This window comes from Nocardia sp. NPDC058480 (genome assembly GCF_042720495.1).
In the GTDB taxonomy this organism is placed as follows: domain Bacteria; phylum Actinomycetota; class Actinomycetes; order Mycobacteriales; family Mycobacteriaceae; genus Nocardia.
The window spans coordinates 98,065-111,278 of sequence record NZ_JBHXMN010000008.1 but is presented as its reverse complement, the minus strand read 5'-3'; the positions used below and the strand labels follow the sequence as shown (position 1 = coordinate 111,278).

Genomic DNA, 13,214 nt, shown 5'->3' with positions numbered 1-13,214 from the left:
TGGAATTCCAGCACACCATCGATCCACCCAGGGGACCACGTTGCCGAGACGACACATCGCCGGACGCACCCTGGCCGCCGCAGCCCTGCTCGCCGTGATGGCGGTGTCGACGAGCTGTGCCGCCGCCGAGGACACCACCACCGAACCGACCACAGTGGTAGCGCAGGAGATTTCCGCGCCGCTGCTGCTGCCGAGTGCCGACGAGGTCGGGCAGCTGATGCGGCGACTGCTCGACACGACAGTGCCCAACGCCGAGAAGATCGAGCTCATCCAGGGCATCGGGAGCGACCCCGAACTGCCGAACCGCGTCGCCGACGCCCCCCGCCAGGGCGGCGCCACCATCACGATCACCATCACGGGTACCCGAACCGCACCACCCGGCATGCTCGCCGACGGCACCGCTTCGATCAACAACAGCCCGCCGCAGCCGATCATCGTGAACTTCGTGGCCGAGGACGGGAAGTGGAAGATCGAGAAGGCCTGGTACTGCCAGATCGCGTTCTCGTTCATGGTCGCCTCCCCGGCATGTCCGACCTGATCGCGCGTGTATGCCGGGGAGGCGACCGGCGAACCGCTCAGGGCGGCAACCGCATCTGTGTAGGAGCCGATCGACCCGACAGGAGGCTTCGCGATGCGACATGCTCGATCCCGTACCGCGCTCCGCTGTCTCAGATCGGCGGCGCAGGTCGCATCGACGAGGTCGGGAAGACGGGCCGAGGTGTGCCCGTTGCCGGCCGAGTGGGGGTACCGGGTGAGTTCTGAGCCCTTGGACCGATGGCTCGGCGCCGGGTGGAGCGAAGTCCCCGAACGGCTACGTCCCGCGGTCGTCGACCACATCTTCGGCGCCGATCTGGTCACCATGTCGAGCTATGCGGCAGCCAAGGCGCGCTACGTCCTGGATCGGCTCGACCCGGATATGCGCAGCGACTTCGAAGATGTCGCCCAGGACATGATGGTCGAACTCACCGCGACGCTGCCCACCGAGCGGATCCGGCACTGGAAAGCATTGGTGCTCAAGAAGCTTCAGTGGCAGGTCCTCCAGGACCGGCGCAGTCGCACAGCCGAGAAGCGCCACCCTGGGCAGCGGGTCGACTACGAGTCGACTGTCCTGGTTCTCGAGGATCATCGGTGCGGAGATGCCGAGAACCGGCTCGCCGACCGCGCCATCCTGCGGGACGCGCTGGCCTCGATCGCGCACGCGGAGACCGCGGCCGTGCTCCGCGCGACCTTCGTGATCGCCACCGACGGCAGCTATTCCGATGTGCAGACCACCGGTGAGGTGGCCCGCGACCTGCGGTTCAGCCAGGAGAAGGTCAAGCGATTACGCGCGGCGGGCGCGAAGTTGCTACGCGAAGCCGTGCGCGCGCAGCTCGACGCCCGCGACCGGGACAACGAGGAGACAGCGTGATGGCGCCGGAACATGACGCGGACCGGCTGAGTTTGCCGGTGGATATCGATGTGCTGATCGCCTTCGCCGAATCCGACAGCCCGAATGTCGACGCGGAGTCCGCCGCCGCCGGGGCACGGATCGCCGAGCGACTGTTACGCGCCGGCGCGGTGTCGAGCGAGGTCACCGTCGGCGACCTCGGCGCGCGCCGCGCCGTGATGGCGGTGCCCGGCTGGACCGTGCAGCCGCTGGCCGCGTCGTCCGACGGCGAGACGACGGCGACCCGCGCGGTGCAGAAACAGCTCGACCGGGAGCTGGGTATCGAATTCACCCGCTCGCCCGCGGGCGCGGAGCAGACGCGAATCTCGGTGCACTCGTTCGGTGCTCGGGCCGCGGCGGGCGACATCGTGCGGGTCGCGGTGAGCCTGGGTGCCGAGCGCAGCGAACTGCTCGTCGTCCTCTACACCGATGCCGACGGCACGCTCACCGGGCAGGTCGTCACCAGGGCGCTCACCATGTCGGAGGATCTCGAGATCTCGCTGCTGCCGGGTGCCGCACTCGGCAGCACGCACACCTCGGCGGTCACCGACGCGGTGCGCTGCTCACTCACGGCCGGGCGCAACGCATGGCGCCGGGTGGCCAAGGGCCTACCCGCCGGTGATCCCGTGCGGGCCGCCATCGTCGCCGGTTTGAGCTGATCGTCACGGGTCCGCCACAGTGCACGAACCCGATTGCCGGAAGTGCTTGTCCGACAATCGGGTTCCGATGCGCCCCCAGGAGGGCGCACCGCCGAGACCGGGTGGAACCCCCCTGCGGCTCCACTCGGCGAGCGGCGGCGCGGCCGTCGCTCCCGGGGGCAGTAGTACTCCACCGACGTCGATGCGGTGGTGGCGCCGACGTCGGTGAAACCCCTCACCGACACTGATGCCGTACGGGGCACGAACGGTTCGCGGCGAACCGCTGCCGGGACGCGGCGCATCTATGTTCTCGACGGCCGCTGATGCGGCCCGGTAGTGAGGAACGCGGGGATGACACCTTCGAGGAACGACGCAGCGCGGCAGCTCGCTGTCGCCGCGGCGATGGTGTTTCAGGTGAGCGCGCATGCCAGGACTGGATTGCGGGCGACGGCCGAGGCTTTCGAAGCCCAGGCGCGGTTGTTGCTCGCCGAGGGTGAGGCCGAGCATCGCGACAGCGTGCGGGACGCCTGTGCGCGGGCCGAGGAGCTCGCCGCGACGGCCGATGCCGAGCTGGCTCGGCGACAACGTGATGGTGCGGTCGACGGGGCGGATCGGCGTCGGCACTCCCTGATCGCCGCGATCGCCCGTCATCGACTCGACGAGGACGCTCGCGACCGCCACCGCGCCGCGGCCATCGACAAGCAGGAGCGTGCCGCGCGGCGTGTGCTGATCGAGGCCAACCGCGGCGACCTCTGCGCGTACCGGCCGACGGTGCCCTCACCCGCCGGTGTGACGGTCGACGAGTTGGTGGCCGCACAGGAATTGGCCGTGCACGAGTTGCGGCGTCGCCTCGATGTCTACCTCGCGGCGGTCGAAGCACACCCCGAAGACGACAGATACGTGGCGGACCTGTGAGCCCGACCGACAAGTTCGCCGCCGATGGCGCAACCGCGCGCGAGCCCGGCGAGTTGCCCGCCGGCAGTGGACAGGTGCCTTGCGGCGCTCAGCTCACCGCCGTGGTGGAAACGCGACCGGCCACCCACCTCCGCGAGAGCACGGACTCAGCATTCGACGGCGATGGCGCCATCATCGACAACGTGCGGATGTTCGGAATCGCCGCGACACAAGCTGGTTCGTTCCGGTGACGCCCCCGCATCCGTCCCACCGATCGGCATCCCGCCGAGCATGCGCAGCACCAGGCGCACGAACGCGAGATGTGTGCGTAAGGCTCGCGGCGAACGGGCGAGGGAGGCCACGGTGCACGTACCGGTCGGCGCGGGACGGGAAGCGAACCGGTCGGTGAGCCAGTCGAGAATCGCGGGCACGATGAGGAATTCGAGTGGCAGGTGCGAGCCGCGGCGCACCCGCAGGTAGCGCACCGTCGCCCCGGCCTGCTGATAACGGCGCACGTGGGCGTCGATATCGGCGACGGCGATCACCTCGTCGTTCACCCCTTGGACGATGAGCAGCGGTGCCGCCGGCGCGCGAGTGCCGGGTTCGATGTCGGCGAGAATGCGGCGCAGGACGGGTTCGGCGAGCAACTCCCCGATGCCCCCGCGCAGATGCCGGGAGACATCGCGCCGGGCGAACCGCAGCAGCAGCGCGAAGGTACTGCGCTCTTCGGCTTCCCCGAGCAGCTCGCGGTAGCGCGCGTCGAGGTGATCGTGCAGCAGCGGACCGAGCTCGGGATAGGCCTGGCGCAATCCCGCGACGAACGCCGCCGGGAACCCGGCGAACCACCCACCGTTGAGACGCTCGAAGGCGGCGGCCGGGTCACCCACCGGTGAACCCGCCACCGCACCGACGATATTCAGCTCCGGTGCGTACTCGGCGGCCAGTTCCGCGGCCCACGCCGTCGCCAACCCGCCACCCGAATAGCCCCACAGGGCAACCGGAGTGGACGGTGTCAACGCCATCGGGGCGAAGTCGATGGCGGCCCGAATCCCGTCCAGCGCACGGTATCCGGGTTCACGCGCGGCGCCGAACCGACCGCCCAACCCCTCGTGATCGGGCACCGACACCGCCCAACCCTGCTCCAGGGCCATCGCGATGATCGGTAGCTCGAGCGGCGCGATCGAACCGATCGTCCGCGCACCGCGCCGCAGCGCGTACGACGGAAAGCACTGCGGGGCAACAGCATCGATCGCACATTGGAACGACACCAGCGGCCGGGGCCGCGCCGAGGCACCCCACGGCAGCAGTACCGTCGTCACCGAGACTTCCGGCGCACCGTCGAGATCGCAGGTGCGATACAGCAATTGCCACGCCGCGATCCGCTGCCGGATCACCCCGAACAGCGCGACCTCCACCGGCCGCGACCGCACCACCGTCCCTGGCGCGAGCGCGTCGATGCCGGGTGGGGTGGCGTAGAAGGGATCGTCGGGTGGTAGTAGTGGCGCGTCGTGCCAGGTGGTGTCCCGTGTCGGGGCGTCGAGGGTCACGAGCTGTCGCCGCCACCGAAGAACCAGGGGTTGGCCGTACAGGTCAAGGTGGGACTGCCTTCCGGATCGAGAGCACGCAACGCGATCGAGGTGGCTCGGACGCGCTCTGCGAATCTATGACCCATGACACGGTGATGTCACTGCACGGGGCAACGAGAAACTCTGGACGAGATTGGCGCGGGAGCCAAGTTCTGTTCGTCTTCGATCGGAGGCGCCTGTACCGGCCTGTCGTCGGACACAATCGAGTCATGCTCGCCGAACACCCCGTTTCCGAACTCCCCGCGCTGCCCGCGCTGACCGCCCGTCTGCTGACACGGTGGCCACAGATCTCCGAGCGCATGCTCGCCGACGGTCTGGGTGCCAACGCACCCGCCGAACTCCCCGACGGGCACTTCACCGCGGAAGTGCTGCCGACCATCTACGCGTGCGGTCGGGCCGTGCTCGAGGCGATCGGCGCCGATCGGGAGTTCACCTACGCCGAGGTGGCGGCGTTCGTCGCCCCGGTCGCCGAGCGTCACGCCGAGGACCGGCTGCCGTTGCCGATGCTGATCGGCGCGATCCACGGGTCGGCGCAGTCGGTGTTCGCGGAGGCGCTGTCGCTGGCCCAGCCCACCGAGATCGCGGAGATGGCACGGGTCGGCGGCCGCCTGCTCGAGCTGCTACGCCACATCAATATGACGGTCGTGGAGACCTACACCGAGGTCGAGCAGTCGATCTATCACGCCGAACGCGAGGCGCGCCGGGAGCTGTGTTCGGCGCTGGTACGCGGCCTGCCTGCCGAGGAACTCGCGGCCCGCGCCGACACGATCCTCGCCGACCAGTACACAGTGCTCGCGGTCCATCTGAGCGAGCCACCCCGCGTCGGCACCGCGGCCAACCTGGTGACGAGGCGACGGATCCGGGTGCTGCAGCGCGCATTGGACGAGCTCACCGGCACCACCACCCCGGCCACCTTCGATGGCACACACGGCATCGCATTGCTGAGTCACAGTTCCGAAACCGACATTCTCGACGCGGCGAAGTTCGACGAACTCGCCGACCGCCTGCGCGCGCAGTTCGGGGTACCGGTGTATCTGGCCGAATTCTCCGATATCAGCCGTGACGCGATTCCGGCCGCGGCCAAGGACGCGACCGAACTGACCGAGCTGGCGCGACTACGCGGCAGGCCCGGCGGCTGCTATCGACTCGACGATCTACTGCTGGAATACCAACTCACCCGGCCCGGCCCGGCCCGGGAACGTCTGGCGCAGCGGGTGATTCCGCTCCTGAGCAGTCCGCACCTGATCGACGCACTGGAAGCGCATCTCGTTCACGGCACCGACCGCAAAACGGCGTCACGACTGATTCACGTGCACCCGAATACTTTTACCTATCGACTACGCCGGATTGCCGAACTCACCGGTCTCGACCCGGCCGATCCGACGGATTCACGTATGCTCGCCGCATCGCTCACGGTGTATCGACTTGATACTCCGGAAAACGAAAAAACCCGCTATTCGACGTGTGCATCGAATAGCGGGTAATTCGTTTCCCGACAAGGAAAGTCTTACGTGTCAGCGCTCTTTACAGGTAGGCGCTGCACACGGGCCAGGCACCGGGGCCCTGCGCGGCCAGCACGTTCTCGGCCACGCGGATCTGCTCTTCACGGCTGGCGTTGTCGGCAGTGCCCGCGCCACCGTAGGCTTCCCAGGTGCTCTGCGAGAACTGCAGGCCGCCGTAGTAGCCGTTACCGGTGTTGATGTTCCAGTTGCCCGTGCTCTCGCACTGCGCCACGGCGTCCCAGTTGTTCGCCGAGGCGGTTGCGGTGGTCAGACCGGCCGGAACGGCGATCATCGCGCCGGCAACAGCGGCAATACCAAGGGCACGGGTGGTGAACTTGCGATTCAAAGACATAAAGTATTTCCTGCCTGCGCCCACCGACTCGGTGATGAAAACTACCGTGTCCCTGCCCCTCAGTCATGTCGGGGATCCTCGAATCACGGGGCAGGCTTTCCGGTGTTCTGCGATTCGATTCGGCTCGGGTTGTTGTTCAAGCCGTGATCGAATGTAGCCGGAATGCGCGCTGAGATCACGTGCCGATCACGGAGCCGTTTGTAGCGGCTATTGTCCAAAGGAACACTGTTCACCGCTGGTCGGCCGTGACAAATCCGTAATCACATTACTGTCGTTATAGCGTTGTAATGTGACGGGGCTCATATGGATCCGGAGACCCCGGTCACGTTTCTTTTCCGGCAATTCGGGCAAGCGCTGCGGGCCGCGACGGGGGATGATGGGTGAGAAGGAGGCACCGATGAGCACTCGCCGGACCCTGTTCACCGTCATCGCCATCGGCTTGGTCGCGGCCGTGACAGTGGGTCTCTACCTGTTCCAGCCGTGGCGGTTGTTCACCACGGTGACCGTCAACGAGGCACCGATCGTCGCGGTGGATGGTGCGCCACCACCGGTGATCGCCGAGGGCACCTTCATCTCCCATGAGCACGACACCTCCGGCACCGCGCAGCTCCAGCGCACGTCAGAGGGCACAATCGTGCTCCGGATCGCCGACCTGAACACCTCCGACGGACCTGACCTGCACGTCTGGCTCACCGATCAGCCGGTGATCGCCGACGACTGGCACAACTTCGACGACGGCAACCACATCGACCTCGGCTCATTGAAGGGAAATGAGGGCAGCCAGAACTATGAGTTGCCCGCGGGCACCGATCTGTCGACGGTGAAGTCGGTCAGCGTCTGGTGTGAGCGCTTCCGCGTGTCCTTCGGCGCCGCCACTCTGGCGCCCGGGTAAGTCCGGTCAGGCGAGCAAACGCCGCTCGGTGGCCACCGCGACCGCCGCCGCGCGGGTGTCGACGCCGAGTTTGTCGTAGATGCGGCCCAGATGGGTTTTCACCGTCGCCTCGCTGATGTGCAGCGCGCGGGCGATCTCGCGGTTGCCGAGGCCGTGCGCGAGTTGGCCGAGGATGTCACGCTCGCGGGCGGTGAGTGTGGGGCCGGGATTGCGCATCTTGGCCATCACCTTCGCGGCGACCGGCGCCGACAAGGCGGTCTGCCCGCTCGCGGCGGCGTGGATCGCGGCGAACAGTTCCTCGGGCCGTTCGGCTTTGAGGAGGTATCCGGTGGCCCCCGCCTCGATCGCGCGGGTGATGTCGGCGTCGGTGTCGTAGGTGGTCAGCACCAGGACGTGCGGGGTCGGCGCGGGCTGGGCGGTGATCCGGCGGGTCGCTTCGACGCCGTCCATGTCGGTGCCGAGCTGTAGATCCATCAGCACCACGTCAGGGTGCAGACTCGCGGCCAGTGCGACCGCGGTCGGTCCGTCGGCAGCCTCCCCGATGACCTCGATATCGGGCGCGCTCGACAGCAGCGCGTGCAGTCCGGCGCGGACGACAGCGTGATCGTCACAGATCAACAGGCGCACGGTGGTGGTCACGTCCCGATGTTAATGCGCGCATTCCGGTCGCCGCGTGTTCTCTCGCGGGCGTGCGTCCGCACGGCGTTCGAGGGGGCCGAGCCTCGGTGACCGATTCAGCGGTCGGCGATCGTGTCGGCGGTGGTCGGTGTGCCCGGAACGAGCGGGATAGCGGCGGAGAGCACGGTGCCGTCGCCGGGCGCGGATTCGATGGTGCAGGTGCCGCCGAGTTGACCCACGCGCGCCCGAATCGCGGGCAGACCGTGTCCGCGATGTTGTGCGGGGTCGGCCGGTGCGTCCAGGTCGAAGCCGCGTCCGTCGTCGGCGACGTCGAGCACGATCTGATCGTCGAGGCTGGTCAACGTGATCGTGGCGGTGGTGGCCGCCGCGTGTTCGCCCACATTGGCCAGTGCGCCCTGGGCGATGCGCAGCAGCGTGGCCTCGACCCGCTGGGGCAGCGGGCCAGGTGTGCCTTCTATATGGCAGCGCACGGTCAAGGTGTCGGTCGTCTCCCGTTCGGCGAGTGCGGCCAGCGCGGCGGGCAGCGATCCGCCCGCGGCGAGGTCGGCCGGGGCCAGGTCGTGGACGAACCGGCGCGCCTCGGTCAGGTCACGTTCGGCGATGGCCGCGGCCGATCGCAGATGCGTGTGGGCGAGTGGTGGATCGCTGTCCCACACCAGGTCGGCGGCTTGCAGCAGCATGCGCTGGCTCGACAGACCCTGGGCGAGGGTGTCGTGGATTTCCATGGCCAGCCGTTGTCGTTCGGCCAGCGTGCCTTCCCTGCGTTCGGTGGCCGCCAGTTCCTGCCTGGTCCGCACCAGGTCATCGATCAGCGCGGCCTGCCGTTCGGCCTGACGGCGCATACCGACGAACAGTGCGGTGGTCACCGCCGCCACCGCGGGCGGGGCGAGTACCAGATTCGGATCGAGCCAACCGGCGATGCGCACCTGACTCGACACCACCAGCGCGGTGAGCGCGACGACCAGGATCACCGCGACCCGCTCCGACAGAATCCGCAGGCCCGTGTACACCAGAGGTACCGCGCACCAGGCGAAACTCGGCGCGAGCACCACCAGCACCGACCAGGTGAGCACCAGCATCGCGAACCACGCGAGCCGACCCGACTGCCGCAACTCACTCAGCGCGTACAGCACCGCGAGCGTCAGCGAGAGAACGACGATCAGCGGCGTCGAACGGGTCTCGCTGTGCCGGATCAGCCACCGCATCAACGATGCGGCCAGCAGGACATAGAAGGCACTGTGGACGATGACGGCGAGCAGGCGCGTGTCGTCCCGCTGTTGGCCGAGTAGCTGAGCCAAAGAAACCACCTCTGTTTCTGCGGACGGTGGCGTCGCTGCGCCAACGAAGATCAGTTCTCGGCCGCCTCGATCTGGACTGACCGGAGGGTGCGACGAAGGAGTGCCCGGAGGGAGGGAAGATCGAGGTTAATAGGCCGAGAACACGCGGCGCCAGCCGCCAAGAATACGGGTCATCCGATCGGTTGACCCGGGTGTCGGCCGATCCGGCCGCGGAGTGCAGCCGGAACGCCGATCCGCGGGAGGCCCCGGGCGAACAGGATGGATATCAACAGGCCACGGCAGACTGCCGGCCGGCCGGGATCCACACAGGAGCAGCCATGTCCGCCAAGTCCACCACCCGCAACCGCCTGATCATCGCCGGTGCCACCGCTGGTGTCGTCGCCGCCGGAGTGGTCGGCGTCGTGACCGTTCAGGCGCAGGATCAGGACCCGGCGACCCGCACCCCCGTCGTCGTCAACGCCGCCGACGCCAACCTGGCCCAGTCCACCCACCTGTCGATCGCCGCCGCCACCAAGGCCGCGCAGACCGCCCTCGACGCCGCGGCCAAGGAGAACCAGCGCGTGAGCGTCGCGGTGGTCGACCGCAACGGCAACGTCATCGTCACTCTGCGCGGTGACGGCGCGGGCCCGCAGTCCTACGACGCCGCCCAGCAGAAGGCCTTCACCGCCGTCTCCTGGAACGCCCCGACCACCGAACTGGCCAAGCGTCTCGAGTCGGCCCCCCACTTGGCCGACATCGACGGCACCCTCTTCCTCGGTGGCGGCGCGCCCGTGAAGGCCGACAACGCCCCGATCGCGGGCATCGGCGTGGCCGGCGCCCCGAGCGGTGACCTCGACGACAAGTTCGCCCAGGCGGGCGTCGCGTCGATCGCCGGCTGATCAGGATCTGACAACATGTCGCCCTATCGAATTCGACAGGGCGACATGTTCATTCGTCGCGGCGGGCGCGGGCCCGGCGTTTGCCTTCGTGCATGGCCTGGACCCGGGCAATCGGGATCGTGTGGCCTTCGGCGATCAGATCGGCGGGAAGCGCTTGTGGTGCGGGCATTTCCGTGTCCCATGGGTCGGTGTCGCCGAGCAGGTTCGGTGCGGTGCGCAGGGTGAAGTCGGCGGGGGTCACCGAGTCGATGTCGTTCCAGCGCAACGGAAACGACACCGTGACTCCGGGACGGATGCGCGGGCTGTATGCCGCGATCACCGTCGCGCCACCTGCTCGGGTGGAGTCGAGAAAGACCTTGCCCGCTCGGTCCTCGCGGATGAACGCGGTGGTTCCGACGGCGGGATCGATGCGCTCGGCCCTGGCCGCGATGGCCCGGGTCGCCGCCGCGGCATCCTCGATCGCGACGCCGGGCTCGATCGGCACGTAGACGTGTAGCCCCTTGGCACCGCTGGTCTTCACCGCACCGGCGAGCCCATCGGCCTCCAGTGCCGCCCGGATCAGGTGCGCGCCCGCTGCCGCGTCTCGAAACGTTTGTCCCGGTGAGGGATCCAGGTCGAGCACCAGGTGTGTCGGGCCCGCGCTGTGATCGACCGGCAACAGCAGCGGGTGGTACTCCACCGCGCGCTGGTTCCCGAACCACAGCAGCGTGCGCACGTCGTCGCCGAGCGCGTAGGTGACCTCGCGATGCGAACTCTCCGCCCACACCGTCGCGCGCGGCACCCAATCCGGCGTGTATTTCGGCAGGTTCTTCTGCATGAACGGCGGCTGCCCCGGCCGCACCCGCACCACCGAAAGCACGCGCCCCCGCAACACCCGGACCAGCCGCTCCCCCATGAACTCGAGATAGTCGACGAGATCCCGCTTGGTTGCCTCGGCCCCGTCGAACAGCGGCTGATCGAGATTGCTCATCTCCACCCCGCCGCGCAGCTCTTTGCTGGTCATGGCCCCACCTTGCCCCGGCGCCCAGGGGTGGTCAACCCCCGTTTTGGTCGATCACCAGGTCGTCGGCTATCGTATGATCCGCGCGGCTCACCCCGGTGAGCTGTTGTTCTGGCCCCGTCGTCTAGCGGCCTAGGACGCCGCCCTCTCAAGGCGGTAGCGCGGGTTCGAATCCCGTCGGGGCTACAACGAGAACTCCTCGGTCATGGTGACCGGGGAGTTTTTTTGTGCCCCTTTTTGTGCCTGGAGTGCAACATATTGACAGACGTTGCACGGTTCATACACTGTAGGAAACGGTGCATGGAGGTGACGTGATCGAACAGACGGCACTGGAGAAACGACTCCAGGACGCGGCAGCGCGTCCCGATCCCGTGAGCGCGTTCCGCGCCGCCAGGGCCGTGTTCATGGCCGGGCACCGACTCGAGATGAAGGAACTCGCCGTCGCGCTCGGCGTGAACCGGGCGACGCTGTTCCGGTGGGTCGGCGGGCGCGACGAACTGCTCGCCGAGGTCATCTGGTCGGTCGCCGAGCCGACATTGGGTCGCGCGGCCGCCGCCGCACCCGGTCGCGGCGCGTACCGCATCGCGACGATCCTCGGCGATTTCGCGCAGGCCACCAACACCTCCCACGCCTTCCGCCAGTTCCTGTTGCGCGAACCCGAACGGGCGCTGCGACTGCTCACCACGCGCGCGGGATCGGTGCAGCACCGGATCGTCGCGATCGTGGAAGATCTACTCGCCGAAGAGATTTCGGCCGACGCTCTCGATCCGCTCCTGCCGGTGCCCGAGTTGGCGCTGCTGCTGGTGCGGATCACCGAGACCTTCATCTACACCGATGTGATCAGCGGTGAGGAACCCGACGCGGCCAGAGTTGTCCGGGCGTCATTGGTTCTGCTGGGCGAACGGCCCGAACAGTAAGTCAGCCGAAAGGACCCCATGAAGCGCTCCATCTACACCTCCGACCACGACGCCTTCCGCGCGTCGGTCGCCGAATTCGTCAAGCGCTCGATCGAGCCGAATGCCGAACGCTTCGTCGAAGAGCGCGCGATCGACCGCGAAACCTGGCTCGCGGCAGGCGAACTGGGCTACCTCGGCCTCGGTGTGCCCGAAGAGTTCGGCGGTAGCGACGCGGGCGACTACCGGTTCAACGCCGTGCTCGGCGAGGAGATGGCCAAGGCGAGCGCGGCGCTGTCGTCCTCGTTCGGCATCCACTACGATGTGTGCGCGCCCTACCTGGTCGAGCTCACCACCGACGAGCAGAAGCAGCGCTGGCTCCCGAAGTTCTGCACCGGCGAGATCATCACGGCCATCGGCATGACCGAGCCGTCGGGCGGTTCCGACCTGGCCGCGCTGAAGACCACCGCCGTGCGCGACGGTGACGACTGGATCGTCAACGGCTCGAAGACGTTCATCACCAACGGTTTCAATGCCGACCTGGTGATCGTCGCCGCGCGCACCAGCCCGGAGAAGAAGGCCAAGGGCATCACCCTGTTCGCGATCGAGACCGGGATGGAGGGGTTTACCCGCGGTCGCAAGCTCGACAAGGTCGGCCAGCCCGAATCCGATACCGCCGAACTGTTCTTCGACAATGTGCGCGTCCCCGACGCCAACCGGATCGGCGAGCTCGACCGCGGTTTCATCGCCATGATGGAACGGCTGCCGCAGGAGCGTATCGGCGCCGCGGTTTCCAATCTCGCGCACGCCGCCGCGATTCTGGACGAGACGCTGCAATACGCCAAGGAGCGCAAGGCTTTCGGTCAGCAGATCGGCAGCTTCCAGTACAACAAGTTCCTTTTCGCCGAACTGGTCACGAAAGTCGAAGTGACACAGGCCTTCGTCGATCAAGGTATCGCCGCGCACGCTGCGGGTGAGCTGTCCGCGGTCGATGCCGCGAAGGCGAAGTGGTGGTCGGCGCAGGTGCAGAACGAGGTGCTCGACGCGTGCGTGCAGCTGCACGGCGGCTACGGCTACATGCGTGAGTACCGGGTCGCCCGTGCGTGGATGGACGCCAGGGTCACCAAGATCTGGGCGGGTTCCAACGAGATCATGAAGGAACTGATCGGCCGCGATCTGGGCCTGTAGAGCGGAAAGCGTCGCGCCCGGTGGATCC

Annotated in this window: 13 protein-coding genes, 1 tRNA gene and 1 pseudogene; 10 read left to right on the top strand and 5 right to left on the bottom strand. The window is 67.8% G+C overall.

The window, feature by feature from the left end:
* Positions 1 to 40: 40 nt before the first annotated feature.
* The 4 genes from ACFWO8_RS20335 (at position 41) to ACFWO8_RS20320 (ending at position 2,979) form a co-directional block, all read left to right on the top strand.
* Entirely contained in the window at positions 41 to 538 is a 498-nt protein-coding gene (locus ACFWO8_RS20335) for a hypothetical protein (protein ID WP_378953223.1), read from the top strand.
* Between the two features lie 213 nt (positions 539 to 751).
* Positions 752 to 1,408: a hypothetical protein gene (locus ACFWO8_RS20330; protein WP_378953221.1), complete on the top strand. Its 657-nt coding sequence runs from the start codon at positions 752 to 754 to the stop codon at positions 1,406 to 1,408.
* Positions 1,408 to 2,085, top strand: coding sequence for a hypothetical protein (locus tag ACFWO8_RS20325; protein ID WP_378953219.1), 678 nt, complete (start codon positions 1,408 to 1,410; stop codon positions 2,083 to 2,085). Before ACFWO8_RS20330 ends, ACFWO8_RS20325 begins: the two co-directional genes overlap by 1 nt.
* A 330-nt stretch (positions 2,086 to 2,415) precedes the next feature.
* The gene (locus tag ACFWO8_RS20320; protein WP_378953217.1) at positions 2,416 to 2,979 is read left to right on the top strand and encodes a hypothetical protein; all 564 of its coding nucleotides are present in this window, start codon (positions 2,416 to 2,418) and stop codon (positions 2,977 to 2,979) included.
* 146 nt (positions 2,980 to 3,125) lie between these two features.
* Here ACFWO8_RS20320 and ACFWO8_RS20315 read toward each other — a convergent pair whose 3' ends face one another.
* The gene (locus tag ACFWO8_RS20315) at positions 3,126 to 4,505 is read right to left on the bottom strand and encodes a lipase family protein (RefSeq protein WP_378953215.1); all 1,380 of its coding nucleotides are present in this window, start codon (positions 4,503 to 4,505) and stop codon (positions 3,126 to 3,128) included.
* Between the two features lie 248 nt (positions 4,506 to 4,753).
* On the opposite strand from ACFWO8_RS20315, the gene ACFWO8_RS20310 reads away from it, so the two are divergent.
* Positions 4,754 to 6,028, top strand: a complete 1,275-nt coding sequence (locus tag ACFWO8_RS20310) for a PucR family transcriptional regulator (RefSeq protein WP_378953213.1) — start codon at positions 4,754 to 4,756, stop codon at positions 6,026 to 6,028.
* 43 nt (positions 6,029 to 6,071) lie between these two features.
* Here ACFWO8_RS20310 and ACFWO8_RS20305 read toward each other — a convergent pair.
* Positions 6,072 to 6,398 (bottom strand): annotated as a pseudogene (locus ACFWO8_RS20305) (transglycosylase family protein); the annotation flags it as partial.
* Between the two features lie 397 nt (positions 6,399 to 6,795).
* On the opposite strand from ACFWO8_RS20305, the gene ACFWO8_RS20300 reads away from it, so the two are divergent.
* Positions 6,796 to 7,290 (top strand): DM13 domain-containing protein, encoded by a 495-nt coding sequence (locus ACFWO8_RS20300; RefSeq protein WP_378953211.1) that lies wholly within the window; start codon positions 6,796 to 6,798, stop codon positions 7,288 to 7,290.
* A gap of 6 nt (positions 7,291 to 7,296) precedes the next feature.
* Here ACFWO8_RS20300 and ACFWO8_RS20295 read toward each other — a convergent pair whose 3' ends face one another.
* Both ACFWO8_RS20295 and ACFWO8_RS20290 read right to left on the bottom strand, forming a co-directional pair.
* Positions 7,297 to 7,929: a response regulator gene (locus ACFWO8_RS20295; protein ID WP_378953209.1), complete on the bottom strand. Its 633-nt coding sequence runs from the start codon at positions 7,927 to 7,929 to the stop codon at positions 7,297 to 7,299.
* 95 nt (positions 7,930 to 8,024) lie between these two features.
* On the bottom strand, positions 8,025 to 9,227 hold the full coding sequence (locus ACFWO8_RS20290; protein WP_378953207.1) for a sensor histidine kinase: 1,203 nt from the start codon (positions 9,225 to 9,227) through the stop codon (positions 8,025 to 8,027).
* A 317-nt stretch (positions 9,228 to 9,544) separates the two neighbouring features.
* Between ACFWO8_RS20290 and ACFWO8_RS20285 the strand changes: the two genes are divergently transcribed.
* Positions 9,545 to 10,105, top strand: coding sequence for a heme-binding protein (locus tag ACFWO8_RS20285; protein WP_378953205.1), 561 nt, complete (start codon positions 9,545 to 9,547; stop codon positions 10,103 to 10,105).
* A 49-nt stretch (positions 10,106 to 10,154) separates the two neighbouring features.
* On the opposite strand, the gene ACFWO8_RS20280 is transcribed toward ACFWO8_RS20285, so the two are convergent.
* Positions 10,155 to 11,108 (bottom strand): DNA polymerase domain-containing protein, encoded by a 954-nt coding sequence (locus ACFWO8_RS20280; RefSeq protein ID WP_378953203.1) that lies wholly within the window; start codon positions 11,106 to 11,108, stop codon positions 10,155 to 10,157.
* 110 nt (positions 11,109 to 11,218) lie between these two features.
* Between ACFWO8_RS20280 and ACFWO8_RS20275 the strand changes: the two genes are divergently transcribed.
* The 3 genes from ACFWO8_RS20275 to ACFWO8_RS20265 all read left to right on the top strand — a co-directional run bounded on the left by ACFWO8_RS20275 (position 11,219) and on the right by ACFWO8_RS20265 (position 13,186).
* Positions 11,219 to 11,291, top strand: a tRNA-Glu gene (locus ACFWO8_RS20275).
* A 125-nt stretch (positions 11,292 to 11,416) separates the two neighbouring features.
* Positions 11,417 to 12,022 (top strand): QsdR family transcriptional regulator, encoded by a 606-nt coding sequence (locus ACFWO8_RS20270; RefSeq protein ID WP_378953201.1) that lies wholly within the window; start codon positions 11,417 to 11,419, stop codon positions 12,020 to 12,022.
* An 18-nt stretch (positions 12,023 to 12,040) separates the two neighbouring features.
* Positions 12,041 to 13,186: an acyl-CoA dehydrogenase family protein gene (locus ACFWO8_RS20265; protein WP_378953199.1), complete on the top strand. Its 1,146-nt coding sequence runs from the start codon at positions 12,041 to 12,043 to the stop codon at positions 13,184 to 13,186.
* The last annotated feature ends 28 nt before the right edge of the window (positions 13,187 to 13,214 follow it).